Below are 24,152 nucleotides of genomic sequence, written 5' to 3' on the forward strand. Positions count from 1 at the left end.
TTAGCTAGAAAATTGACCTTCGTCACCGGTCGAACATTGACGAGAATCTTCAATATTCGGTCGCGAGGACTCTGGGGGACGACAGGGGGCGGCGGATTCTATTTCACTCCCCCACCAGGTAATCCGACTGGGGATGGGCTTGCGGACTGGGGATAAACCGGGCAGCATATCCGTCAGTTGCAAAGCATCCAAAGCAACCCGTTTAGATTCTCGGAGTTTATGCCAGACCGAACGAGACATCAACATCGTATGTTCAATGCGTTCCGCCCGGATTTGTTCTAAATACTCTTCTCGTTCCGGTTGATAATCTGCGGAAGCCAGTTGGAGTGACTGCGGGGGCAAATCTTTGGCAATGCGGGCCATTTGCGAGAGAATTTCTGGATATAGCCAGGTATAAGCGGGATGAACGGTTAAACTACCTCGGTGGGCAAAAGAGCCATCTTTACATAAGCGCAGTTGAAAATGACCGATCGCGGCTTTGCGCTGGGGTTCAAACACATAACCACTCACCACTTCGGTGCGATCGAGCCATTGGCGGATCCCTTGGAGGATGGCTTGGAAAAAACTGGTTTGAAAGTCACTTTTATGGCGTTCAAACACTTGACGCACCAGAGGGGGCATCGCGGCGATATCCAGTTGACAGAGTAAATGAGCATCCGCATTGCTCACAGGCAACAAGTTCGGTAAGTCCGGTTCCCGCTGGGTTAACTGAGTCAACAACTCAGGCGCGATCGCCCAATAAGTCATCTGGGCTAACGGTTGAAACCCATTATGACGATACAAGGCCAAAGCATCCTTATCATTCACATTCACTTCCAACAACCACATCCGGGCTTCCCAAATTGCTTCTAAGCAGTGGCGCAACAGCATCGAACCAATCAATAAATGGTCTGCGCCAGGATCCACCACAACTCTTTCAACCCGCCAAGTGCTGCGGGTACTATTAAACGGCGCAATCTGAATCAATCCCAAAATTTGGTTATCTCGTTCAGCCACCCGCGCACATAATAGGTGCTGCAAAGGATTGGGAAATAAACTGAATAACCTAAGCAACCCATACCAAGTGCGAATCGGTTGGAATTGCCGGTGAATATCTAGAGAACATTTTTCAATGGAACAGCTAGGAGTTTCTAGCTCAATGCCGATTTGCAGTAGATGCTCTACCGCTTCGAGATCCCTTTGTTGTAAAGGACGAATCGTGACATTTCGATTTCGATGAAGACTGACACTCATATTGATTTAGGGAGAAAGATTATAAAGGTAAGATTTTAGGGCGCGATCGCTGCCGCACAAAACCGATAGTGACAAAGGATCGGTGCGGCTTTCTGATGTTCCCAGTGAGACAATTTTGGCCAATTTTCTTTTTTTTCCGGGGTTAGACCATGCCTAACCCCGATCGGCTTGCTTCAAGACGTGATTTCCTTAGAGCAATCCTCAGAGCAATTAAGCAGTCTGGCGAATTAACACAACCGGAGTTTGTTCGTTACCATTGCCTGCGGGATTATTTCTTAAAGCGGCTTCTAAGAAGTCAGAGGAAATATCAGAGGTTGCTGCCAATATCTTAACTGCTTTCAAGTCGTTCACATCGACGATCGCCGCTGAAATATCAGTTTCTCGTTTAATTCGATCCACCACTTGCTGGGGATTTTCCGGGCCGAGGACAATAAATTGATCGTAAGGCGGCAAAGTGCCGGTGACATCATCGATTAAACGGGCTTGTTCCCCAGCTAACTGGTAAAAAGCGCCACGATAACCAAATACCCTGGCGATCGCCCCACCAACAAAGGCCAAAAATACTCGCACCGGGCCTACCACATCTACCAAAGACTGTAACCCACAAGCGGTAGCTAAACTGGAAGTGGGTAAGAAAAAATAACATAATCGTTTAGCCACAAATCCGGGCTTAACTTGACTGGGATCTCGCCACCGTCCTTGCATAATCGCCACGGGAGTTTCCCCAATTGCCACAATATCTCCCGGTTTAGCATGAGGCAGGACATATCGCTTCACCACCCCCACCGGATCGTCGGAATTGGTCAGCAAATGAGTTTTCACCGGCAACACTTGACCCTTGGCTGCGGGAACTTCTCGCCACGCCGGATTTTCTGCCGGATTGGGAAACTTTAACGGCACAATAATATGTTTAACCTTGGGAATGCGTCCTTCGGGGCCATAAGTCAGGTAATTAATTTTGATCCAAGCGGTTTGCAGATCGCTGAGATTCTCCCCTTGAATATCAATCGTAACCGACATTTGCGTGATTTTACGCACTTTAACAATATAGGCATCCCAATAGCCATCAGCCCGGGCTGGGGTATCTGGATGCATCGATTTCACGTGAGTCTGAGTCTGAATTTTCGTCAAACTGCCCTCAGACAGTAACGTCACCTCCGCAGACACTTGGGGCAGCATAATTTCCAAGTTGGGCGTCAGGTTGCGAAACTCCATTACCCCCACTAATTGCCAATGCTGGGGAGACAAGGTTTCTTGTTGCCATAAGCCGGTGGTCAGTTCTAAATCATTCCCCGGTCGGCGGCGGTATTGCAACTCTAGGGACACACCAGCGACACCGAGCACGAGGGCTGCCGCACCTAATCCCAGTCCAATTGTTTCTGCGATCGCCACAAATCCTCCAAAAATAAACTCAAAATTACATAATGAGTTTATTATGCTTGCATCACCACAGGATTTCCGCAAGATTCGTTATTCGTTATTTGTTGTTCGTTGTTCGTTATTCGTTATTTGTTGGTTGTTGTTCGTTATTTGTTGGTTGTTGTTCGTTATTCGTTATTCTCGCTTTATAACAACAACCAACAACCAACAACCAACAACCAACAACCAACCACTTTACATTAAAAAGTTTTGTGTCACCGTCAGGCAGCCAGATTTGATCTCAACGGTAAACTCTTCTCCTCGTTCAACCGTAAACTCCAATTGAATCACCTCACTGGTCTGATGGGCGATCGCGCAACCGAGAACGACTCCCAAAGGAGAAAGCACAGTCATCAGCAGGTTTTCTGGGAGATAATGTAAATCCGTCCCATGAACTTGTAAAAGAATGCTGGTTTTTGTCGAGGACTCGTTTTTCAGCGTGACAATTAGGGCAACTTGAGATTCCAGGTCAATCAACTTGGCGCGTTTTACCCCAGCGGTTTGTAAAGAAATCTTGGTGGCTGCGGGGTCAAAAATCTCCTCAATTGAATGCCAATCAGGTTCAAAAACATTGTGAAACCACTGCCGAAGTCTGACGGGCAACTCGGTGACATCCTCACCCCAATTTTCTAGCCAATCGCTTTCGACATCTTCAACATAAAGATTGACATAATCAAAGCCAGAGTTAATTCTTTCTTGCTGTAATTTCTCTGCATCTTGTAGTAAATGCCAAATTCTCTCCAGTCTGTCTTTATTGCTGAGATTGCTAGTAGTTATGCTCATGGATGGCTTTTTTCAACAGTTATAATGTTTTTATTTTTTGTTTTTTATTTGAATTCACTTGTTAAAAGTGAATTTTAAGTAATTTTGCTTGGGCAAATTTTTACTATTATATAAAACTAAGTTGACCACTTGAACAATGAACTCCTCCTGACTGGGATTAAAACTAATAAATAACCCGCGTTCTATGTTCCACTGGCGTAAAGTATATTCCCATTTATCATATTTCATTTGAGAATATTCATCAGAAACCGTGGTAATTTGAACACAGAGGGGCTGGCCTTTCTCACTACTGACAATCACATCAGTGGCCATAGAAAAATCAGCAATATAGCGATGAACAACGTTGCCGTGACGCTGTTGAATTTGATCCGCGATCGCCTTAATCAATTCAGTATCCGTGGGATTAAATTCTCCCGATCTTAATTTTTGTTTCCAAATATAAAATTTTTGATCGCGATCGCGAAACCAGGTGGGAAATAGCTCTTCATACCAATATCTTACCGTAGGAGTTAGCTGATCTAAAAAACATTTTCTTTCATCAGGATTTAGGACTTCCAACTCTAACCAAATTTCTGCATCCTTAGTCAGTTCTAGGAGAAATCCCATTAAAAATTTTTTTTGCAGCAGGTAACCGGACTTGATGTCTTTAATCCAGCGCCAGATTTCCTCTAGCCGTTTGGCGAGAATTGGCTCCACGACCGAGGCTAGTTTAATCAGTTGTTTGAGTTTCGGTTCGATCTCCCTGGCCTGCAAACCATATCCCCCTGAAAATAGGTAAGTTTTTTTCCTGTCTAACTTGTATCATATTACACTTCCGTTGCCAAGAGAGTAATTTTTGCGTTGCGGCGATCGGCCTTTGACCAACAATGCATCAAACATTAATCAAAAATTCATCAAAAATTAATGTTTGATTAATTTTTATCGAGGGAAGACAGCGGTTCCTCTTGGTTGCTCTTCGCTTCACGCCCGATCCCCAGAGGCTACAGATTGAGAAATTCGGCCAAGTCGAACAGGGAGATGGGGAGAATGGCAGTGGGCTAATCCCGCCCCAGCTTAAAAAGGCAGGTTGGCGGGATCGTCTTGTTCCGTTTCACTGCCGATGAATTCGCGGGGCTGAATCAATCAAAAACTCCGGGACAACTAACAAAGGACTAGACGCGATCGCCAGTCTTTATGTTGCGACATCTGGCGACCTAGCAAGACATGAATCGGACGTAGCAGGACATCCGCCCACGGCAGCAAATATCTCAGATTATTTCTTGCCTTTCTTCATTTTAAAATAATCTTCCATAACTTGCAGTGCCTTGGGTGCGGCAAAACCGCCGCCACCACCGCCAGAATTTTGCCCAAAAACCACCACCACAATTTCTGGTTTGTCATAAGGGGCATAACCGCCATACCAAGCATGGGATAGACGGGGCGGATCTTCAGCCGTACCTGTCTTCCCCGCATTTGGGGGAATCGTGGGTACATTCATCACCTGACCTGTTCCTGATGTCACCACCTGTCGCAAACCAGATTGCAAAACGTTCACCGCGTCCTTACTTAATCCAACAGACCGCCGATTTTTTTTCGCTTCTGGATTATCCTTAAGCAAGTGAGGTTGCACCAGATAGCCGCCATTAGCCGGGACTGCATTCATCAAGGCTACTTGCAGAGGGGTAGCCAGCAGAAACCCTTGACCAATAGACATATTGACCGTATCCCCTTCAAACCAACCTTCACCGATGTTTTCAGTTTTCCAGGCATCATCCGCCACCAGTCCGGGGTCTTCTTCGGCGGCCAACTCGATGCCGGTTTTCGAGCCAAAACCAAACTTGCGGGTCCATTCAATCAGCGTTGGCCCACCGATAGTCATGCCCACTTGATAAAAGAAAGTATCACTACTCCAAGCCATCGCTCCATCAAATCCTAAAGGGCCAAAACCAGCCTGGTTCCAATCCCAAAACTGGATGCCGCCAGCAATAATGTACGGATAAGTGGGTAGCACCGTATAGGGATCAAACTTGCCAGACTTGAGGGCGGCAACGGTGGTAATAATTTTAAAGGTGCTGGCAGGGGGGAAGCCTCGCAAAGCCCGATTGACAAATGGGTGATCGGATCCTTGAACTTGTTGCCAAATTTCTTCGGTCACAGGTTGAGAGAACACATTCGGGTCATAGACCGGGCGGCTGACCATCGCTAAAATCGCCCCATCGTTCGGATCCATGACTACAATGGCTCCCTGGGTATCGCCCAGGGCTTTTTCGGCGGCCCTTTGGATATCCAGGTCAATGGTCAAAGTCACATCTTGTCCAGCTTGGGCGGGTTCTTCACCCAAAAACTTGATAATTTGACCCATATTATCCACTTCTACGCGCCGACCACCCCATTTACCTCGCAATTTCTGCTCTAAACCAGCTTCAACCCCTAACTGACCAATAATGTCACCCAGACGATATCCTTTGGGTTTAAGTTCAACTAAAGATACTTCATCCACTTCGCCGGTATAACCTAAAACATGAGCCGCCAGAGTGCCGTTGGGATAGTAACGGAGGGCTTCATATTCCACGTCTACTCCGGGTAATTCATTACTGAATTCGCCAATTAAGGTGGCTTGTTCCGCTGTCAAACCCCTGGCGATGCGGATTTGCTGCGTAGAGTCATAGCCATTTTCGGCTCTTTCGATCAGTTTAGATAACTCAGTGTCAGGGATATTCAGAATTTGAGAGATGCGTTTAAGAATGGGCTGCCATTCTTCGCGACTGTGGGATCTCGGCCAAACAAATAGCGCTTTGGATAGCCGAGAAGTCGCCATAATTCTGCCTTTCCGGTCGAATATATTGCCTCTGGCTGGTTGTTTGGCAATTAGACGAATCCGGTTTTGATCGGCCACTGCTCGAAAGCGATCGCCTTCGACTAATTGCAAATAGGCTAAACGCCAGACAATGCCACCAAACAGCATTAAACTTACCAGTCCCATGATCACAAAAGACTGATAATGTTGTCCGACGGTACGAAGTTTAGATTTCTGGCGATCTGAGTAAAACTGCATCAAGGTCATAATTATGGCTATTTGCGGCAATTATTGCATATCCTTCTTTAGGTTATGGTAAATAACAGCTATTGTTGGCTGATTTTAGTCAGAAGTTGAAGGGTTGATCTTCTGACTTTTAGGGGACGACCAGAAGTGGCTTAGGCACGGCTTAACCCACTTTGGCAGCGGGCGATTCCGCGTGCATATCGGATCCCGAAGCGGGAATCCCGCCATAAGCTAGAGAGAGATTCATCAGTGATTCCTGGAGAGGGCAATCTTCCCATTCGTTTCTTGGCTTTCCAGTTCAGGAAAAAATCGGCGATCGCTCTTCCCCATATCTGAAGGCATCCATTACTAATCCATTACTAATCCATTACTATTTACTAAAATGCAATGAAAAAATTTGAACAGAGATTAAAATTTCCAGAAAGAGATTCGATCGCGAATTCCGATCGGCTCGGTAGACCTGAGTCCAACTTGGGAATCCAGAGATAGGGAGAATTCTCTCCCCATCTCTGGATGTCAGCGATAGAATCAAGCCAATTATAAGTTATAAACCAATCAGGCTAACTCAAACATTACAGGGGTAAAATTGGGCGGAAATGCCATGAGTTTTTCAACTGCTGCTACACAACCATCAGACACCACACGGCAGGAAACGGCCTTGGACGTGGAACTGCGGAAAGTTTTTAAGGTGTTTGATGGCAATACCGTTGTCCGGGCTGTAGACCTGGATATTCGTCGAGGGGAGTTTTTTAGTATTCTGGGATCTTCTGGCTGTGGGAAAACCACAACCCTGCGTTTAATTGCCGGGTTTGAAACTCCTTCCGCTGGAGAGGTACTCATTCGGGGCAAGTCAATGACCCAAGTGCCTCCTTATCAAAGACCTGTCAACACCGTATTTCAAAGTTATGCCCTGTTTAATCACATGAGCGTAGCGGAAAATATTGCTTTTGGATTACGGATTAAACGCTTGGGCAAAGCGGAAATTGAAGACCGGGTTCGGCAAGCGCTGAAATTAGTCAAAATGGAAGAATTTGCTAACCGGGTTCCCACTTCCCTCTCAGGAGGTCAGCAGCAACGGGTCGCTTTAGCCAGAGCACTGGTAAATCGACCAGCGGTGATTTTACTGGATGAACCCCTCGGCGCTTTGGATTTGAAGCTGCGGAAAGAGATGCAAGTGGAATTATCCAATTTACATAAAGATTTGGGCTTAACTTTTGTGATGGTGACGCACGATCAACAAGAAGCCCTGAGTCTTTCCGATCGCATTGCGGTAATGCGTCAAGGTCGGGTTGAGCAAATTGGTTCACCGACGGAAATCTATGAACGGCCCAAAACAACTTTTGTGGCGGATTTTATCGGCGATACTAATTTGCTGGAAGGGCGGATCGAATGTGCCGAAAGCGCATCTGCGCCGCCTCGCGAACGCACCAATTTACAAATCCGCACCAATAGCAACCTGAAAATTGGGGTACAAACCTTAGAACCCTGGAGTCATTCAGGAACTCAGGTTGCTGTGAGCGTGCGACCGGAACGGATTCAATTGAGTCTGTATGAACCGGAAAACCAAATCAATTGTTTTGAAGCCCGCCTGGAACATATTATGTATCTGGGAACCCATGTGCATTATGTGGTGAAGTTAACTTCAGGGGATCGGCTAACAATTATGCAACCGAACACCCTGGGTAGCTTGCCAGAATTACACACGCGGATTTATGTTCACTGGTCGCCAACGGACTGTATTGCGATCGCCCAATAGGGGGGATTCGGGAATCGCCCCTACATACCACAAAGCAAATCTTGTGAACATTTCAAGACCCAACTATGACAATCAAAGGCTTAAATCAATTACTGGCTGAGTTGGAATCACACTGCCCCAAACAGGCGATCCTCACCTTTTTGGGCAGTGATGGTCAACCCTTCGTGATTAACCTGTATCGCCAAGGCAACCAAGTCAAATATGGAGAGGAAGCATACAGCCAAGAATTATTTCTCAGGCGCATTGATTCCTGTTGCGATTCTGTGGCATCGATCGTATTGCGTTCCTTTACCTCTGAGATCGATCCGATGACCCAACTGCCCATCAAAGAACTGCGGGGATATTTACTCAAACGTCAGGGCAATCACCTGGAGTTTGAAAAAATTTCTCCAGAAACGATGTTTGCCTGTCAAAATACTGATGCTCAAACTGGTGAACCACTAGCTTTAGAACAATCAGTACGCTACTGTTGATTCAAACCAATTATGGTCAGATTCTACGGATAGATATCACGGGTAGAAATCAAATTCCCCCCCGTACCCCCCAAGAGACGTTTCGCCCTCCGCGATAGCTTCGCTAACGTACCTCCGACGAAATCACATAGAACACCTCGCATCTATATGACTCAAACTCGACGCCAATTTTTACAAAGTTCTGCGGCGGCGCTTTCTAGTATGGCGCTGTCCGGTTGTGGGTGGACTCTAGGGGGTAATCCCTTTGATGACAGTGGGGATGAGATGACCGGACCGCCGATGACTCAGACCTCAGCCAACGATCTCTATATCTACACTTGGGCCGATTACACTGACTCAGAGTTAATCGAAACCTTTAGAAAACAAACCGGCATCAAAGTCATTGTGGATATTTTTGACTCCAATGAAGCGATGCTGGCGAAGGTTCAAGCGGGCGGTGGTGGAGCCTACAGTATTATTTATCCCTCGGATTCTTGGGTCAAACGGATGGTGGAGTTGAGACTGCTACAACCCCTTGACCACTCTCGACTGAAGGGGATAAACAATCTATTTGAGAAGTTTCAAAATCCTGACTACGATCCAGGAAATCGTTACAGTTTACCCTTCACTTGGGGAACCACCGGCTTAATTTATAACGCCGAAAAACTTTCCTCTACCCCGAAAGATTGGGACTATCTCTGGGAACACCAAAAAGAATTATCTCGCAAAGTGACTTTGATCAACGATCCGCGAGAAGTGATAGGGGCATCCCTGCGATCGCTGGGCTACTCCTACAATTCCGAAAACCCCGCAGAAATACAAGCGGCTTATGAAAAATTGCTAAACCTCAAAGGTACACTGGCCACATTTACCACTGATGGTTGGCGAGATTTAATATTAGCCGGAGACTTAACAATGGCAATGGGTTTTTCCTTTGACGCCCTAAATGTAGCCAATGAAAACCCAAATTTAAAATATCTGGTGCCTCAAAGTGGTACTTCTTTGTGGATAGATACAATGGTTATTCCCGCCGGGGCGCCGAATGTAGCCGGAGCTTACAAATGGCTAAACTTCATGTTGCAACCAGAAGTAACCGTATCGCTCTGTGAGCGACTGTATTTTGCCACACCCAATAAGCAGGCTTATGCTCAATTATCTCAGGATTTACAAGAAAATCCTACCTTGTTCCCCCCTGAATCCGTACTAGAAAAGTGTGAAGGAATTATTCCTTTAAGTATTGAAAAAGAAAAAACTTATGCCAGGTATTGGATCAAACTAAAAAGCAGCTAAATTATCAGTAATGATGTGAAAAATTTTCAGATTTAAATTGTAAATTTAATTTGATTGAAAAATACATAAATTCTCAAATTATATTTATCAAAATAAATTATTTAATTGATGAATATTCATCGTTAAAAATCCCTAAAATCTTCTATCTCCCAATCATTAATTAACCCTGGAAAAATTACTCATGTCATTATGACTCCACCTTCTACTATATCGACCAATAAGACCAAACCAGAACCAGCCGGAAATCATCGCCTACAACCGAATTGGCTTGGCCCTTTGGCATTGCTTGGCCCATCAGGAATTTGGTTAGTGTTATTGTTGGTGCTGCCCACCTTGGTGATTTTTCAACTAAGTTTGGTGCCGGAAATCCAACCTGGGGAAAAAGTGATTCCGTCCGGGCTGGATAATTATTGTCGAGTCTTGGGATTTGATCAGTGTCAATGGGCTAATTTCGATCCGGTTTATTTACAAGTGATTGGCCGATCGCTCCTGTTAGCATCTGGCACCACCAGCATTTGTTTGATCCTCGGATTTCCTGTCGCTTACTGGTTAGCCTTGCAAACTCCCAAACGCTGGCAAAATTTACTTTTATTAGGGTTTGTCTTGCCTTTGTGGACTTCTTCCCTGCTGCGGTCTTATGCCTGGAAAACCATTTTGCGGCCTACTGGGGTACTGAATAGCATTATCGCCACTGTGGGACTACCCCCGACGGATTTGTTGCACTCTACGTCAGCGGTACTGATTGGCATGAGTTACAGCTTTTTGCCTTATATGGTACTGATTCTTTATGCTTCTTTGGAAAAACTCGATCGCCGTTTGTTGGAAGCGGCGGCGGATTTGGGCGCTAATCCCGTGGAAGTCTTTTTGAAAGTAACCGTACCCCAAACCCTGCCGGGAATTGCAGCGGGTTGTTTGCTGGTGTTTATCAGCGGTCTGGGGGATTTCGTGGATCCCGAACTTTTGGGCGGGGCTTCCAGCATGACGGTATCTCGGTTAATTTACGATCAATTTTTGGGGGCAGCGCGGGATTGGGGCTTTGGTTCTGCCCTGAGTATGGTGTTAATTACGGCGGTGAGTATTGCGATCGCGTTGATGATTCGCTTTGGTGATGCCAGCCCGAAAAAATAATTCTTTGTTATTTGTTTATTGGTTGATTGTTGATTGTTGATTGTTGATTGATTGTTGATTGTTGATTGTTGATTGTTGATTGTTGAACAACGAACAACCAACAACAAACAGGGAACAGGGAACAGGCAACAGGCAACAGTGGTGAATAGTGAATAGTGAATAGTGAATAGTGATACTTCTTTTGTACGGGCGTCCTTGCGGAGCATAATCCGTCAGGCTATATGGCCAGAAAGCCCCTACGACTTTTGTACGGGCTTTCTGGCCAGAAAGCCCCTACGACTTTCTCCGTTCCCTGATAACTGTTCCCCGTTCCCCAACCAAAGAATCCCTACCCAAAGAATCCCTACCCAAAGAATCCCTACCCAACAACAAACAACAAACAACAAATCCTATAATAATTGATTAATTGGAATAGATTTCAATGATAGACACCAAAATTTCACAGGAGGACATCCCGGTAGATATGTTAAAAGGTAAGCAAAAATTGCGAATTTCTTGGTCGGTGATGTTTGCCGGGGCAATGTTCTTTTTTATGTATTTGCCTATTTTGGTTTTGACTTTTTATAGTTTCAATGAATCTCGCTATAGTGCGGCTTGGGGTGGCTTTACTTTCAAATGGTATCTGAATTTATTTCAAGATGAGTCAATTTTGCTGGCACTCCGCAATAGTTTGATGGTGGGGTTGTTAGCGATCGCGGTTTCGGCGGTCTTAGGAACTTTGATGGCTGTGGGTTTAGCTCGGTATAATTTTTTCGGCAAAACTTTATATAAAGGGATTTCTTACCTGCCTTTAATTATTCCCGATATTGCGATCGCTGTGGCTACCCTGGTATTTTTAGCCGCTGTCCAAATTACCCTAAGTTTGTGGACAATTATTGCCGCCCATATCGTCTTTTGTCTCGCTTATATTGCCCTAGTAGTTTCCACTCGATTAGCGGATTTAGACCCTCATTTAGAAGAAGCCGCTTTAGATTTAGGCGCCACCCCAGTGCAAGCTTTTCTACAAGTTTTATTACCGCAGTTAATGCCCGGAATTGTATCCGGTTGTCTGTTGGCATTTGTCCTGAGTTTGGATGATTTTTTAATCGCCAGTTTTACCGCAGGCAGTGGCGCTGTTACTTTGCCAATGGAAATATTTGGCCGCATTCGTACCGGGGTAAAACCGGATATTAATGCTTTGAGTGTGATGTTGATTATCTTCTCTGGATCTATCGCCTTTTTCGGGGAATTTCTCCGTTCTCAGGGAGAAACAAAAACCGCTAAATAATCCTGAATTTTATCCGCAATAACCCCGGTTTTTTTAGAAAAGCCGGGGTTATTTTACTGCGCTTTTCTGTTGATTACAGCGGTTTTTAGATTAATAAACCACAGCCGGCGGGGATTTCACCCCGCCTAATGTCGCGCAAGTCGGTTTTAACGGACTGTAGGGGTCAACGGCCGTTGACCCCTACAGGCGGGAATTCATTCCCTGGCGATTAATGTGGTTTACTCAGTAGAAAACCGCTGTAGGATTGCTATATCTACTGATTTTTCACATACTGTTTAAATAAGCCTTGCACGGTAAATAGGGACGCACCATTATTATCGCTGACTTTTTCGATTAAACCCCGTTTCCGCAAAGATTGGATCGCGGTCAAAAAATCCGCATCCGGTAGGGGCGAATGGCCATTCGCCCCTACTGGTTTCTGGAAAATATCGGCGGCTTCTTGGTTGACTAACCACCCCAAGACTATTTTTTCAGATGCCGATAACCGTTGATAATATTCTTGTAATCTGGGTTCTAAGTCTCCGAGAAATAAACCGGGATAGGATAGGTAGCGATCGACGCTGCGGTTAAATAAGTCTTCAATGGTAGCGGCAACGATATTTAACCAGGACGGGTTGCCGCTATAAATTTGGATTAGTTCCCCCCATTTATCGTCATCCTTTAACCCTTTGTTGCTTAATATTTCTCCTGCTGCTGCTTCTCTCAAACCTCCCAGTTGTAAGCTACGGCAATGGCGGTTTTCTCCTTCTAAGGTGGCAATTTCTGTGGGTTTTTCCCAACTGAGGATGAGGAAGCAACTTTTGTGAGGCGATCGCGCCATTTCTTTGAGGAATTTCCCATAACTTTCGGCTTCTGGGAGATAAGTGCCTGCGAATTTTTCACGGGCAAACAGTTCTTGGAAGTCATCGAGAATAATCAGGCAACGATTTAAACGCAAATAGTCGATCGGGGATGATGATTTCGTTTCCTGATTTTGGGAAAAAAACTCAATTAAATTGGTTTGGAAAGATTTTAGGGTGAGAGTTTCGCTACAGTTGCGCCAAAGAATATAGTCAAAGTTATCTTTAATTTGTTCTACCAGTTCTCTAGCGAGGGTGGTTTTGCCCATTCCCGGCAAGCCAAAGATAGTGATAAGGCGGATTTTTTCGGCCAAAATCAACTTTTTTAGGGTGGTTATTTCTGCACGGCGGTTGTTATGATGCTCCCAGTCCGGGGCTTCGGTTAAATTGTGGCGTTGTTCTGGTTGTTTGCTAGGGGAATTTGTGGAGGAATTGGCAGAGGGCGATCGGGTTTTTGTGGCTTTCTTTACTTTGGGATAGGGGCAAATTTCGCTACAGATATTAATATCACCAAAAATTTGTGTATCCGAGCCAAAATTTGAAATATGGGAAAATTCTATTCGGTCTAAGGTAGATTTTAAATTGGCTTTTTTGACCTCTTCACCCAACACATCCGAGAGCATTTTCCACAATTGCGCCGCGACTCTTTTAGTATGGTCTTTATTACAATGATAATCCTGGGCTATTTGCTTGTAACTTTGATTTTCTAAAGTTCCTTCTAAGATAGTGCGTTGCAGTGAGTCGAGGCGCTTTCCGGTTTTAGCAAAAACGCGATCGTCCGTCCACTCGATCGCCTCTTGGATATCCATCATTGTTAGGTAAGGTCATCATTGTAGTTAAGGTTTGACGTTACTTTATCACACCAAATGCCACTTTTGCCACCAAATGTCACTTTTTGTCACCAAGTCGGGGTCAAAAAATTTGAAAAATACGCCACCAAATGCCACCGCTTATCCGGTGACGGAATAAAAATTGCGTGGCAAAATAATAGATATGTAGCCAAAGGAGCGATTCGCCCTCCGCGTTAGCTTCGCTAACGCACATATTTTTTTAGCTAGATGACGCGCTCCGCTTGTGTTACTCCCGCGAGGGAATATTGTAACCATCCGCATTTGACTAATCAAATAAACGCTATATAAGCGTTATCATAAGGGGAATTATGCCATGATTTTTAGCTGGCCTTTTAAGGACTCCTCTGATGGTGATAAAAAAATCACCCGCGAAGATGAACGGCGAATAGTTGCTCAGTTTAAGGAATGGTTGCCGCGTATTTTGGCAGTGCCGGAAGTACAGGCAGTGATAACTTTTGATCAGGTGATTAGTTATTTACAGAGCGATCGACCCCCCAACTCGGCTGTAAATAAGAGTGTAGTTATTCGTCAAAATCATGCTCAAGGGCAACTTTTAGGATGGGTATTTTTGGATCAAAATAACAGCTTTGTTTCTCGTCCTGATGGAACCGCATACGGTCGTCAGTTATTAGCTCGCAAACTAGATGGAAAACTGCAACAAAATTTGGGTAACAAAGACCTGATGCTGGTGGACATCCAGTCTCAAAAGTCTGGTTTTGAGGAGTTTCATCGCTCAATAACAGACCAGTATCAACAATGGTTGCGAGACATCCTGAAACTACCAGAAATCGTGCCTATTATGACGTATGAAGCCGCCATCCAATATTTTATCACAGACCGCCCATCCGATCCAAGGATAGAGAAAGGAGCTATTATTCGTCAACCTCATTCGCAAGGTCAACTCTTGGCACAAGTGTTTTTGGATAGCAACAACGACTTAGTTAGACGTTCTGATGGTAAACCCTATGGTCGTCAGCTTGTAGCCAAAAAACTGGACGAAGAATTATTAGACGCTTTTGGCAATAAAAACTTGATTATTGTTGAATAAGGATAAGATTATGATACCTTTGTTGCTTGCTGCTATTGCTGTTGCTGTAGTTATTTTTGTGATTATATATCTGATTCGGGTTCACTGGGACACACTTGCCGAATGGTTTCAGCAAAAGGAAGGACTTATAAAATCGGATGAAATTGCTGCTCTTATTAAAACAACGCTGGAATCTGGAGCAGTAATTATTCAGGGGATTTTTAAGAAAAAAACAGGCGCTCCTGTTGAGGGACGTGTCATTCATCATAAAGATATCGATTCAAAAACCAGCGCTGCTTTTAGGGAGAGTTCATCTGGTGTTTTGATTGTTGAATAAAAGTGCCACAGCCAATATCTAATTTTTTAAAAAATGATCGGCGATATTCGCATCCAGGGGATTTTTTATCCCGTAACCGAACCTATCGCTCCCGGTTGTTTTTTCACCACTTGTGCCAATAGTGTTGAAAAAACAACGCTATAGTTATTTGGTAATAGCCAACAATAGTTTTGTTATTTTGTGCAAAAAAAAATTAGCCAAAAACTATTAGTAGCTTTCGGCAAGTAAAACTTGATTCTTGTTGAATGAGAATAGTATTATGGATCCGCTGACAATTTTAGTTCTGGGTGCGATAGCAGCCTACAATCTTTTTGTAATTGTATATTTTGTTTACCTTACTTGGTCAATAATTGTTGAATGGTTTCAGAACAATGAAGAAGTAGCTACAGAATGGGATAACGTCGCTGCTACTGTTAAAACAGCACTGGAATCTGGTGAAGTAGCAGTTGTTCAGGGTATTTTTAACAGAAATACAGGCAAGCCTGTCAAGGGACGTACCATTAAGTATGACGATCTCGACTCACGAGTACGCGAAGTTCATCGCAACAACCCTGTTGTGATTTGGCAGTAGAAAAGCAACCCAATTTAAAAGTCAGGAGAAAATGAACGCATCCCGTGATATTCGCATACAGGGTATTCCTGATACTGTACCCGAACCTACCGCAGCCGTTTGTCGTTCTCGACTTTTAACGGCAGTGAATAAACTGATTGATGAAACAGGTCTGGATAACATCAGGATTACTGTGGGTGATGCTTCTAGTTTTTCGAGTTTTTGGGAAAACATCAATCTCCCAGGTAGAGGTGATTCAAATCAGAAAAACCGCGACCCAGAATTGTCACCAGAAGAGCGGGCAAAAAGGTACGAAGCTCAACAACCCATATTTACTTTCAAGCAGTTAGTCATTCCTGAAGAAGTAGAAGAAGACCTGCTTTTAGCTGTTGACTTAATTCGGCTAGAGTTTAAAGTTTTCGATGAGTGGGGGTTAAGGAAAATAGAACCTTTTCCCCGCACAGCGTTAAACTTTCACGGTAAACCGGGAACAGGAAAAACTCTAGCAGCACACGCCATAGCATCTAAAATTAACCGCCCGATTTTAGTCGCCAGTTACGCTCAAATTGAGAGTATGTATCACGGCGAAGGTCCCAAGAACGTGGAGGCAATTTTTCTCGCAGCAGAGCGAGACAATGCATTGTTATTTATAGATGAAGCTGACTCCTTACTTTCCAAACGACTAACCAATGTCACCCAAGGTTCGGAGCAAGCTATCAACTCAATGCGTAGTCAGTTGCTTATTTGCTTAGAGCAATTTCGCGGTGTGGTGATTTTTTCCACAAATCTTGTTGAAAACTATGACAAGGCATTTGAAACGCGGGTGAGAAACATCAATTTTCCGATGCCAGATGAAACCTGTCGTCGTGAGATTTGGAAAAGACACCTTGTTGAAGAATTGCCTATAGCCGAAGATGTCTCCATTGAAAAACTAGCTCAGATTGAAGATGTTTGCGGAAGAGATATCAAGAATGCTATTATTGATGCGTCTATGAGAGCAGCGCGTCAAGACAAGGAAGAAATTGGAATAAGCGAATTTCTTGACTCGGTTGATCGCATTAAGAAAGCCAGAATTAATGTGACTTCAGAGCCAATGCAGTTAACCCCAAAAGAAAAAGAGGAAGTTGCTGAAAAAGTCAAAGCTGCTATAGCTAAAAAAGAACAGGAGACTACATCTTGATTAGACCTCTTGCAAAATTCCTAAAAGCCCCCCTTAAAAAGGGGGGTTGGGGGGGTCGAAATATTTATTTTGCAAGAGGTCTATTTATTACTAGGCTTTCCTTATATCACCAGTAGAGACAAAACCAAAGCCATCAAAGATCGTATTCTTGATAAAAATCCGTTTATTGCAGTTATGTCTGTGAAACTAGGCATTCTTGAACTTTTGCGAGGCACGGAAACAACTTTGTCAAGTCTCTATGAAGATTTATCAGCATCAGGTTTTTTATGGCTTAATCGACGAGAGAGAGGTACTCAATTTGGTGATTTAGATTCTCGAACTAGCGTTTCTGATAAACCTAGAATTCTGGATTGGTATGATCTACCAGATTATAAAGATCCTTACTGTCCTGTTTGCGGTGATTTTATTGAAGGGCAAATAAAATCAGGAAACATTTCAGCAAGACCTTCTGAAGAGGAAATTTCAGCTTTTGGCACAGATTTATTTGAATCGAGGTGAAATATGCAACTAAAAAAACGCACTTGCAATGACTGCGGTGGAACTGGTCGTTTAACCTGCTCTCACTGTGGTGGGCATGGAGGATATAGTAGTGGATCTCGCATGGGAGAGTATAGTAGCGATCACAATAATGTACCTGATAACAGAACAGTATGGATGACTTGCACTTGGTGCGGTGGGCGCCGAACTCTAACTTGCGATCGGTGTCATGGAATGGGTTATGTTGAATTTTATGAGTAAAAAATAACTTTTTAATTAACCCTGATCCTTCAAATTGTTTATAAATAGAGAGCATCTCCGCAATTGTAAAAATCTTGTAATATTCTAATAGTCGTGAAGCATTCCCGGATAAATATCTGCTACAGACCGATAGATTATCTACGAGGAAAGCTTTGCCTGTCCAGATATTTTTACAAAAACGGAATGCTCCCTAGCCATCGCTAAACCTAGCTGTTAGCTTAGGAGATGACTTGGCAATTGGGGCAAACTAAGAAAAACCCGGTTTCTAGTGACTGGGATTTATACAGGGGGCGATATTTTATTTTCCATTCATGCGATCGCTTTTTTATTCCTGCATAAAGAAACCGGGTTTCTTTGCGGCGAAAAAGAAACCGGGTTTCTTTGGTGTAATTCACAGTTAACTGTGGCAGGACAAAAAGAAACCCGGTTTCTGCCTCCGTGGTTTCTTTGCCCGGAAAAAGAAACCGGGTTTCTTTGGTGGAAAGAACAGTTAACTGCGAAAGCACAAAAAGAAACCCGGTTTCTGTCTTCCAGGTTTATTTGCTGCGAAAAAGAAACAGGGTTTCTGTTGCGGAAATGTAGGGGCGAATGGCCATTCGCCCCTACTGTGGCACCACAAAAAGAAACCCGGTTTCTGTGTACTCTGTTTCTGTGGCAAGATGCGATCGCTATGCTGTCAGGCAAGTACGCTATTTTACGATCGCAGAAAAGCGATCGCGAACATAGCAAGTAAACGTAGGTAGCCGATCGCACCAAAATGGATTATAATCGAATAGCTTAAATCAGTCGAGGTAATGATTAATGAAATTAACAGCAACAGAACAGGGTTTATTAATTCCTAAAGACATATTAGGAGACAGTCAAGAATTTGAACTTACCCAAGAACAAGGAAAAATTATTATTACGGTCATCAAAAAACCATCTTCTATTTGGGATTTAGGTTCAAATCCTGTGGAATGTGATGTAAAAGATGCCGCCATCAACCACGATCGTTATCTGTATAACCAATGAAAAACATTTATTTTTTGGATACCAGCTATATTTTGGCTCTGGAAATTAAAAATGAAGCGGCTGATAAACAAGTATTAAAATTTGGGTTATTTTAGCACAATCAAAACCAGTTTTAGTAACTACAACATACATTTTTGATGAAATTGTCACTTTCTTTAATAGCCGAAACCTTCATCATAAATTGAAGTTGGTAATCGCCTCTTGTCAAGTCCCGATATAGAGTTATTAGAGATTAATAGAACTTTATTTAATCAGGGCTGGCAATATTTTCAAAAATATCAAGACAAGTCTTATTCCCTCACTGATTGTTTATCATTTATCGTTATGGAAGAACGAGGGATTATTACGGCTTTAACCTTAGATCATCATTTTATTCAAGCTGGATTTCAAATTTTCCCATCATCACTTAATTAAAAATACGGTTTAATTTCAGAAAAGCGATCGCTATTTTATTTGCTAGAAAGGCGATCGCTATTTTATTCCTGCATAAAGAAACCGGTTTTCTTTGGTGAATATGTAGGGGCGAATGCGAGAACGCCCCTAGGCAGCACAAAAAGAAACCCGGTTTCTGTGTGCTCGTTTCTTTGTCGAGAGGCGATTCCGCAAAGCGGATCGATCAAAGCGAATCGCACAGCGTACCGGAGGGAATCGCTATTTTATTTAGTAGAAAAGCGATCGCGCTTTTATTCCTTCAATTGACACATTCCCCGATCCACGAGCGAGAAATCTCTGTCCCCCACGGTGTACCTCATGCTACAACTAATATTATAGAGATACCCTCCAGCGACAATGGCACCTAAGCCTAGGAGGGCGGTTCCGGTTAGCAGTCCTTGATTTAGTCTTACCAGTGGGAGATAGTCCATAGTTTGTTACCCCAGGCAGCAAGGTTATGGCAGATAGTTTAGCATCTGAGAAACCGGGTTTCTGGCAGAGGTTATGCCAGAAACCCGGTTTCTTGCCCTGGCTGGTTTAACCTAGGGCTAATAAATCATCGGCAACTGTCACAAACCGGGAAATAAGTTCAGCGGGAGTCACACCGACGACAATGCCCAAAGCGGTGCCAAAAAACTCCGAACCCGGTTGATTATTTCTAATTAGTACCCCGTCAACTTTGGCATTCACAATAGTGGTATCATTTGGGGCAATTAAGTCCGGGGAAAAACCACTCACGGCGGATGTTTGGTCTGGGAATAACTTAAAAATACTTAATTGAGTGGTTAGGTCAATGGTGAATACTTCTAAAGTAATATTACTCGCAGTCAGACCATTGGTCAAACCAATACTATCCTCCGATGAATTAAAGCCAAAAATCAAATCTGCTTGGTTCGGGTCAAAGGCTGGGGCATCGGTTCTCAGCACATAAAGATCCTGACCTTCTCCTCCAAAGAGAAAATCCTGATTCATATCACCAATTAAGGTATCATTTCCCGCTGAACCAATTAAAATATCCTCCCCTTGACCACCACGAATAATATCATTGTCTTCCCCACCGACCACTAAATCGTTACCTAAGTTGCCATTGAGAATATCGTTGCCATTTTCGCCAAATAGGACATCATTATCTCTTCCGCCTAATAAAATATCGTCACCATTACCCCCAAATAAAGTATCATCTCCGGCATTGCCGTTGATTTGTTCATTGCCTGAAGAACCAGTGATTAAATCATTGCCCGCGAGTCCCCGTAACCCTTCGGGAAATGCTGATAATTCACCAATAGTTAGTGAATAATTATCATTTTGTTCGGTTAAATTTTTGTAAATTGGTGGGGGTGGTGGAGGCGGTGGTGCTGGGGTTGGGGTTGGGGTTGGAGTTGGGGTTGTCACAGGGGAAGATACTGGGGCTGTCTCTTTTGTTGTGGTTGCCCCTCCGGTTAATGTGTCTCTATCTGGTAATATTAAAACTGCTTGAGTCATTTTAGATATCCTTGCTATATCTTCAAGATTATTTGCTGTGAGGATTTCTTACTTTTCAGGCATTAACCAACCAATCTTACCAATATTTTTTGTGAATATTGGTTGGCTGCGAGAAATCCTATCCCAGAGATAAGAAGGAGTCCGGCACACTTTGAAAAATTGAATTATTATTGATTTGGGCTTCAGTGACATTTAAGACAATCCCCAAAACTGTATTGAGGAACGGAGAATTTCTTTCATTATTACGAATCAGGACTCCTTGAACGGTGCCATCCCCATTTGGATCTAGGACTTGGGTAGGAATTTCTGTCTCTGAAGAAAAATTTTCTCCGTTGAAACTTGTTAAAAAATCCAGCCTACTGCCTAAGTTTAAACTAATGGTTTCAAAGCTTAGGTCACTTCTAGAAAGTCCCCCAGTTAGACCAATTTTATCATTGTTGGGATCAAAGTCAATGATCCAATCTGCGAATGAGGCGATCGCTTCTGCGGTTTCGGTTCTGAGGATAAACAAATCATCTCCATCGTTACCCATTAAATAGTCGGTGCCAAAATCACCAATCAGAGTATCGCGGCCTTCTCCTCCCAGCAAGAGGTCATTATCTTGACCTCCGCGCACAATATCATTGCTATTACCTCCTAATACTAAGTCATTTCCTCGATTCCCATTGACAATATCGTTGCCATCTTCCCCAAAGATGCGATCGCTATTTTGGCCACCTCGCAATGTATCGTCACCCCCTCCACCCAGGAGGCTATCAAATCCCAGATTACCATTGATGGCTTCACCGCTTGATGAACCGACGATCGTATCATTGCCACCAAGGGATCGCAAACCTCCGGTAAAGTTTGCCAGTTCATTAGGGCTTAATCGTTTATTATCATCATCGTTGGTTAAGTCTTTAAAATCACTGTCCGTGAAGACGGTTCCCCCGGTTACAGCGGTTGAGGTTGAACTGCCTGATGTGGTTGAATTTGTGCTGTTTTTACTCGCTTCTATGGCGGCTAACAATTCTTCGATTGTCGGGTTTTTGTCAACTGCTTGAGGCATAGTTTTTCTCCATAATTTATGATAACATAACCTAGTAGGGTGGGCATTGCCCACCATTGTTTATCTCCTACCAATTCGTTGATAAAAATAAATCATAAAACTCAAAGTTTAAAGCCAATTTCTGCTAATTTGCTGCGTAGTTGCTCTGCTGCCGGAGACTGACGTTGTTCATATTCCGCGATCGCACTTTTAAAGGCGTCCATCGCTTCCAGGATGTTCCCTGATTTTAACAATGTCACCCCTAAATTTTGGTAAGCTTCCGCATAGTCCGGCTTCAGGGCAATGGCTTGTTTATAATTGGCGATCGCTTCTGGGATGCGGCCTTTTTGTCTCAGGGCTAAAGCTAAATTAAAATAACCGGCTGGTAAACTGGGGTCGATTTGTAAAACCGTCTCATAAACTGCGATCGCCCCGGTTAAATCTCCAGTTTCAAGCAATAAATTGCCCAAATTATTATAGGCGCCTAATTTCAATGGCAGGAACATTTCCTGTTTAATAGCCGCTGCATATTCTGCCTTAGCTTTTGACAGTTTTTTCAAGCAACTATAGGCAATTCCTAAATGATAGTGAAGTTCATATTTTACCGCATTTTCAATCGTTTGATTGCTAACTAATCCTAACTGCAATAATTGAATGCCGCGATTCACTTCACCGATTTGCACATACAACGCACCGAGCTTACTACAAGTATAAGCATCATTGGGATGATCCAGCAAATATTGTTCTAAAATCTCTTGTGCCATTGCCAGTTTATTTTTTTCAGCGATCGCCCCTGGTTGATAACCTGTATGTAAAATCGCCACCTTTGCCAAAGAACCGACCGCCCATCGATCCGGTTCTGCCTGCATTAATCGACTGACACTATCATCCACCATCGCATGATAAGGATGCTCAAAGTAAATATCTGGATGATTGCGAAATAATCGGGATACCAAAGAATAAGGAGATTGACTTGCCCCCAATTCTTGACGCACTAAATTAATTAACAGATAGAGATCGCTTTCAATAGCGTTTTTAATATCTGGGATCACTTCTGGGGTCAACATTTCATCCGCATCTAAAACCAATACCCAATCCCCAGTCACATATTTTAACGACTCATTCCGAGCGGCAGCAAAGTCATTATGCCAATCAAAATCATAAACCTTTGCCCCCATTTCCTGGGCAATTTCTGGGGTGCGATCGCTCGACCCCGTATCCAGCACCACCATCTCATCTACTAAACCGGCCACACTACCGAGACATTGCGGCAAAGCGGCTTCCTCATTTTTGGCGATCGCGCACAAGCTTAACTTCATCTGACAACAACTTCCCCATAATTCACAGCGTCGTTGCCATTTTAGCAGGGGGGCGGGGCCGCCATCGGCCGCCATCGGCCGCCATCGGGGGGAAAGTGAAAAGTGGTAGGGGCGAATGGCCATTCGCCCGTACAAGTGAAAAGTTATGCATAAATATCACTATTCACTATTCACTATTCACTCTTCACTCTTCCCTACACCCTACACTCTACACCCTACACGACGGCGGCTTCCCTACGCCCTACAGATAACTAATTTTCTGGCAGATTCAAGCTAATCACTTCATTAGCCTCATTCAGAACAACGATCAAGTCAATCGTTTGCTTTTCAAATTCGCAGGTAATCACAACCGCATTGCCCAGATTCTCGCGAATCTCAACCTGCTGCTTAAAGTCGCCATTTTGCTGAATAAACTTGCTCCACTCGGCCTCAAGATTCTCCGCAGTCACCTTTTGTTCAGCATCATATTTCGTTGCTGCTGTTTCAAAGTCGCCCTCAGCCATTAGCCTAATCAACTCCTGCGCGATCGCCTCTGAGGTCTGTGACTGAGCCAGGATTTCAGGATAGGCTACATCGGAATAAGCTTGGGCATAAGCCGGAATAGCGGTGCCAAAAACCAAGGAACCGAACAAACACAAAGAAATCGATGTTTTCATCATTTTGTCCTCATAAGATTACTTTCATTTTAATTCATGGCTTCAAAAACCCCATCGGGCAAGCCGTACCAGAATTGTGACGCCTCGGCTTGTCGTCTGCTGCCAGTGGGATTAAAGCTGACCCAAATGGGTTGATGCATCAGTCTTATGATAGCCTAAAAGCCTCTTAATCAATTCCCGGTTCCCGGTTCCCGGTTCCCCGTTACTTCTTGGTTGAAAAAAATCGCGATTTCTTAGTCTGTGATGTGCGATCGCGCATAATCAGCATTTTTAGCTGGCTTTTGCTCAACACCTCTATTTGTTTCACAACCGGGCTATGAGTTAAGATAGAATATAGTGACCAGCCCCGAAAA

At 43.8% G+C, this 24,152-nt stretch carries 26 protein-coding genes; 15 read left to right on the top strand and 11 right to left on the bottom strand.

All coding sequences use genetic code 11. From position 1 onward, the window contains the following. From AM228_RS06595 to mrdA, 5 genes are all read right to left on the bottom strand, one after another. Complete coding sequence (locus AM228_RS06595) at positions 1-1,233, bottom strand: GNAT family N-acetyltransferase (RefSeq protein ID WP_054465296.1); 1,233 nt, start codon at positions 1,231-1,233, stop codon at positions 1-3. Positions 1,234-1,443: 210 nt separating this feature from the next. Beyond that, a complete protein-coding gene (locus AM228_RS06600; RefSeq protein ID WP_054465361.1) occupies positions 1,444-2,619 on the bottom strand; it encodes a F420-0--gamma-glutamyl ligase in 1,176 nt (391 codons plus the stop codon). 228 nt (positions 2,620-2,847) lie between these two features. Beyond that, on the bottom strand, positions 2,848-3,435 hold the full coding sequence (locus AM228_RS06605) for a DUF1822 family protein (RefSeq protein WP_054465297.1): 588 nt from the start codon (positions 3,433-3,435) through the stop codon (positions 2,848-2,850). 54 nt (positions 3,436-3,489) lie between these two features. Continuing rightward, a complete protein-coding gene (locus AM228_RS06610) occupies positions 3,490-4,188 on the bottom strand; it encodes a hypothetical protein (RefSeq protein WP_054465298.1) in 699 nt (232 codons plus the stop codon). Positions 4,189-4,687: 499 nt separating this feature from the next. After that, positions 4,688-6,469 carry a penicillin-binding protein 2 gene (mrdA, locus tag AM228_RS06615; protein WP_369817682.1) on the bottom strand — a complete coding sequence of 594 codons (1,782 nt, stop codon included), beginning with the start codon at positions 6,467-6,469 and terminating at the stop codon, positions 4,688-4,690. A 589-nt stretch (positions 6,470-7,058) separates the two neighbouring features. Here mrdA and AM228_RS06620 point away from each other — a divergent pair. The 5 genes from AM228_RS06620 to AM228_RS06640 all read left to right on the top strand — a co-directional run bounded on the left by AM228_RS06620 (position 7,059) and on the right by AM228_RS06640 (position 12,350). Then, the gene (locus tag AM228_RS06620) at positions 7,059-8,213 is read left to right on the top strand and encodes an ABC transporter ATP-binding protein (RefSeq protein ID WP_054465300.1); all 1,155 of its coding nucleotides are present in this window, start codon (positions 7,059-7,061) and stop codon (positions 8,211-8,213) included. A gap of 65 nt (positions 8,214-8,278) precedes the next feature. Beyond that, on the top strand, positions 8,279-8,686 hold the full coding sequence (locus AM228_RS06625) for a hypothetical protein (RefSeq protein ID WP_054465301.1): 408 nt from the start codon (positions 8,279-8,281) through the stop codon (positions 8,684-8,686). Positions 8,687-8,833: 147 nt separating this feature from the next. Next, entirely contained in the window at positions 8,834-9,955 is a 1,122-nt protein-coding gene (locus AM228_RS06630) for a PotD/PotF family extracellular solute-binding protein (RefSeq protein ID WP_054465302.1), read from the top strand. Positions 9,956-10,144: 189 nt separating this feature from the next. Beyond that, positions 10,145-11,083, top strand: a complete 939-nt coding sequence (locus AM228_RS06635; protein WP_082348772.1) for an ABC transporter permease — start codon at positions 10,145-10,147, stop codon at positions 11,081-11,083. A 421-nt stretch (positions 11,084-11,504) separates the two neighbouring features. Continuing rightward, positions 11,505-12,350, top strand: coding sequence for an ABC transporter permease (locus AM228_RS06640; RefSeq protein ID WP_054465303.1), 846 nt, complete (start codon positions 11,505-11,507; stop codon positions 12,348-12,350). Positions 12,351-12,603: 253 nt separating this feature from the next. Here AM228_RS06640 and AM228_RS06645 read toward each other — a convergent pair whose 3' ends face one another. Then, a complete protein-coding gene (locus AM228_RS06645; protein ID WP_369817683.1) occupies positions 12,604-14,001 on the bottom strand; it encodes an NB-ARC domain-containing protein in 1,398 nt (465 codons plus the stop codon). A gap of 54 nt (positions 14,002-14,055) precedes the next feature. On the opposite strand from AM228_RS06645, the gene AM228_RS31985 reads away from it, so the two are divergent. The 10 genes from AM228_RS31985 (at position 14,056) to AM228_RS34030 (ending at position 19,297) form a co-directional block, all read left to right on the top strand. Beyond that, on the top strand, positions 14,056-14,217 hold the full coding sequence (locus AM228_RS31985; protein ID WP_231636666.1) for a hypothetical protein: 162 nt from the start codon (positions 14,056-14,058) through the stop codon (positions 14,215-14,217). Between the two features lie 136 nt (positions 14,218-14,353). Next, on the top strand, positions 14,354-15,088 hold the full coding sequence (locus tag AM228_RS06650; protein ID WP_054465304.1) for a hypothetical protein: 735 nt from the start codon (positions 14,354-14,356) through the stop codon (positions 15,086-15,088). 10 nt (positions 15,089-15,098) lie between these two features. Then, positions 15,099-15,404, top strand: coding sequence for a hypothetical protein (locus tag AM228_RS06655; RefSeq protein WP_156331583.1), 306 nt, complete (start codon positions 15,099-15,101; stop codon positions 15,402-15,404). Positions 15,405-15,663: 259 nt separating this feature from the next. Further along, the gene (locus AM228_RS06660; protein ID WP_054465306.1) at positions 15,664-15,975 is read left to right on the top strand and encodes a hypothetical protein; all 312 of its coding nucleotides are present in this window, start codon (positions 15,664-15,666) and stop codon (positions 15,973-15,975) included. 31 nt (positions 15,976-16,006) lie between these two features. Next, on the top strand, positions 16,007-17,134 hold the full coding sequence (locus tag AM228_RS06665) for an ATP-binding protein (RefSeq protein ID WP_054465307.1): 1,128 nt from the start codon (positions 16,007-16,009) through the stop codon (positions 17,132-17,134). Positions 17,135-17,203: 69 nt separating this feature from the next. Next, positions 17,204-17,632 carry a hypothetical protein gene (locus tag AM228_RS06670; protein WP_054465308.1) on the top strand — a complete coding sequence of 143 codons (429 nt, stop codon included), beginning with the start codon at positions 17,204-17,206 and terminating at the stop codon, positions 17,630-17,632. Positions 17,633-17,635: 3 nt separating this feature from the next. Further along, positions 17,636-17,872, top strand: coding sequence for a hypothetical protein (locus AM228_RS34975; protein WP_156331584.1), 237 nt, complete (start codon positions 17,636-17,638; stop codon positions 17,870-17,872). Between the two features lie 268 nt (positions 17,873-18,140). After that, positions 18,141-18,605: a hypothetical protein gene (locus AM228_RS34025; RefSeq protein ID WP_054465309.1), complete on the top strand. Its 465-nt coding sequence runs from the start codon at positions 18,141-18,143 to the stop codon at positions 18,603-18,605. 68 nt (positions 18,606-18,673) lie between these two features. After that, the gene (locus tag AM228_RS06680) at positions 18,674-18,883 is read left to right on the top strand and encodes a hypothetical protein (RefSeq protein WP_054465310.1); all 210 of its coding nucleotides are present in this window, start codon (positions 18,674-18,676) and stop codon (positions 18,881-18,883) included. Positions 18,884-19,084: 201 nt separating this feature from the next. Continuing rightward, positions 19,085-19,297: a type II toxin-antitoxin system VapC family toxin gene (locus AM228_RS34030; protein WP_197285234.1), complete on the top strand. Its 213-nt coding sequence runs from the start codon at positions 19,085-19,087 to the stop codon at positions 19,295-19,297. Between the two features lie 269 nt (positions 19,298-19,566). On the opposite strand, the gene AM228_RS31995 is transcribed toward AM228_RS34030, so the two are convergent. From AM228_RS31995 to AM228_RS06705, 5 genes are all read right to left on the bottom strand, one after another. Further along, complete coding sequence (locus AM228_RS31995) at positions 19,567-19,746, bottom strand: hypothetical protein (protein WP_156331585.1); 180 nt, start codon at positions 19,744-19,746, stop codon at positions 19,567-19,569. A gap of 106 nt (positions 19,747-19,852) precedes the next feature. Then, positions 19,853-20,797 carry a calcium-binding protein gene (locus AM228_RS06690; RefSeq protein WP_054465311.1) on the bottom strand — a complete coding sequence of 315 codons (945 nt, stop codon included), beginning with the start codon at positions 20,795-20,797 and terminating at the stop codon, positions 19,853-19,855. Positions 20,798-20,915: 118 nt separating this feature from the next. Next, positions 20,916-21,845 carry a calcium-binding protein gene (locus AM228_RS06695; protein WP_054465312.1) on the bottom strand — a complete coding sequence of 310 codons (930 nt, stop codon included), beginning with the start codon at positions 21,843-21,845 and terminating at the stop codon, positions 20,916-20,918. Between the two features lie 101 nt (positions 21,846-21,946). Further along, the gene (locus tag AM228_RS06700) at positions 21,947-23,143 is read right to left on the bottom strand and encodes a TPR domain-containing glycosyltransferase (RefSeq protein WP_054465366.1); all 1,197 of its coding nucleotides are present in this window, start codon (positions 23,141-23,143) and stop codon (positions 21,947-21,949) included. A gap of 251 nt (positions 23,144-23,394) precedes the next feature. Continuing rightward, positions 23,395-23,802 (bottom strand): DUF3887 domain-containing protein, encoded by a 408-nt coding sequence (locus tag AM228_RS06705; protein WP_082348773.1) that lies wholly within the window; start codon positions 23,800-23,802, stop codon positions 23,395-23,397. Positions 23,803-24,152 lie beyond the last annotated feature (350 nt).

It is taken from the genome of Planktothricoides sp. SR001 (assembly GCF_001276715.1).
Classification (GTDB): Bacteria; Cyanobacteriota; Cyanobacteriia; order Cyanobacteriales; family Laspinemataceae; genus Planktothricoides; species Planktothricoides raciborskii.

Bases quoted from the DNA above. Each gene is read 5' to 3' on its own strand.
- AM228_RS06695 (WP_054465312.1), bottom strand. From the start codon at position 21,845: ATGCCTCAAGCAGTTGACAAAAACCCGACAATCGAAGAATTGTTAGCC.
- AM228_RS34975 (WP_156331584.1), top strand. From the start codon at position 17,636: ATGCAACTAAAAAAACGCACTTGCAATGACTGCGGTGGAACTGGTCGT.
- AM228_RS06700 (WP_054465366.1), bottom strand. From the start codon at position 23,143: ATGAAGTTAAGCTTGTGCGCGATCGCCAAAAATGAGGAAGCCGCTTTG.
- AM228_RS06620 (WP_054465300.1), top strand. From the start codon at position 7,059: ATGAGTTTTTCAACTGCTGCTACACAACCATCAGACACCACACGGCAG.
- AM228_RS06635 (WP_082348772.1), top strand. From the start codon at position 10,145: ATGACTCCACCTTCTACTATATCGACCAATAAGACCAAACCAGAACCA.
- AM228_RS06705 (WP_082348773.1), bottom strand. From the start codon at position 23,802: ATGATGAAAACATCGATTTCTTTGTGTTTGTTCGGTTCCTTGGTTTTT.
- AM228_RS06640 (WP_054465303.1), top strand. From the start codon at position 11,505: ATGATAGACACCAAAATTTCACAGGAGGACATCCCGGTAGATATGTTA.
- AM228_RS06660 (WP_054465306.1), top strand. From the start codon at position 15,664: ATGGATCCGCTGACAATTTTAGTTCTGGGTGCGATAGCAGCCTACAAT.
- mrdA (WP_369817682.1), bottom strand. From the start codon at position 6,469: ATGCAGTTTTACTCAGATCGCCAGAAATCTAAACTTCGTACCGTCGGA.
- AM228_RS06630 (WP_054465302.1), top strand. From the start codon at position 8,834: ATGACTCAAACTCGACGCCAATTTTTACAAAGTTCTGCGGCGGCGCTT.
- AM228_RS06665 (WP_054465307.1), top strand. From the start codon at position 16,007: ATGAACGCATCCCGTGATATTCGCATACAGGGTATTCCTGATACTGTA.
- AM228_RS06595 (WP_054465296.1), bottom strand. From the start codon at position 1,233: ATGAGTGTCAGTCTTCATCGAAATCGAAATGTCACGATTCGTCCTTTA.
- AM228_RS06645 (WP_369817683.1), bottom strand. From the start codon at position 14,001: ATGATGGATATCCAAGAGGCGATCGAGTGGACGGACGATCGCGTTTTT.
- AM228_RS06625 (WP_054465301.1), top strand. From the start codon at position 8,279: ATGACAATCAAAGGCTTAAATCAATTACTGGCTGAGTTGGAATCACAC.
- AM228_RS31995 (WP_156331585.1), bottom strand. From the start codon at position 19,746: ATGGACTATCTCCCACTGGTAAGACTAAATCAAGGACTGCTAACCGGA.
- AM228_RS31985 (WP_231636666.1), top strand. From the start codon at position 14,056: ATGCCACTTTTGCCACCAAATGTCACTTTTTGTCACCAAGTCGGGGTC.
- AM228_RS06655 (WP_156331583.1), top strand. From the start codon at position 15,099: ATGATACCTTTGTTGCTTGCTGCTATTGCTGTTGCTGTAGTTATTTTT.
- AM228_RS06690 (WP_054465311.1), bottom strand. From the start codon at position 20,797: ATGACTCAAGCAGTTTTAATATTACCAGATAGAGACACATTAACCGGA.
- AM228_RS06605 (WP_054465297.1), bottom strand. From the start codon at position 3,435: ATGAGCATAACTACTAGCAATCTCAGCAATAAAGACAGACTGGAGAGA.
- AM228_RS06680 (WP_054465310.1), top strand. From the start codon at position 18,674: ATGAAATTAACAGCAACAGAACAGGGTTTATTAATTCCTAAAGACATA.
- AM228_RS06650 (WP_054465304.1), top strand. From the start codon at position 14,354: ATGATTTTTAGCTGGCCTTTTAAGGACTCCTCTGATGGTGATAAAAAA.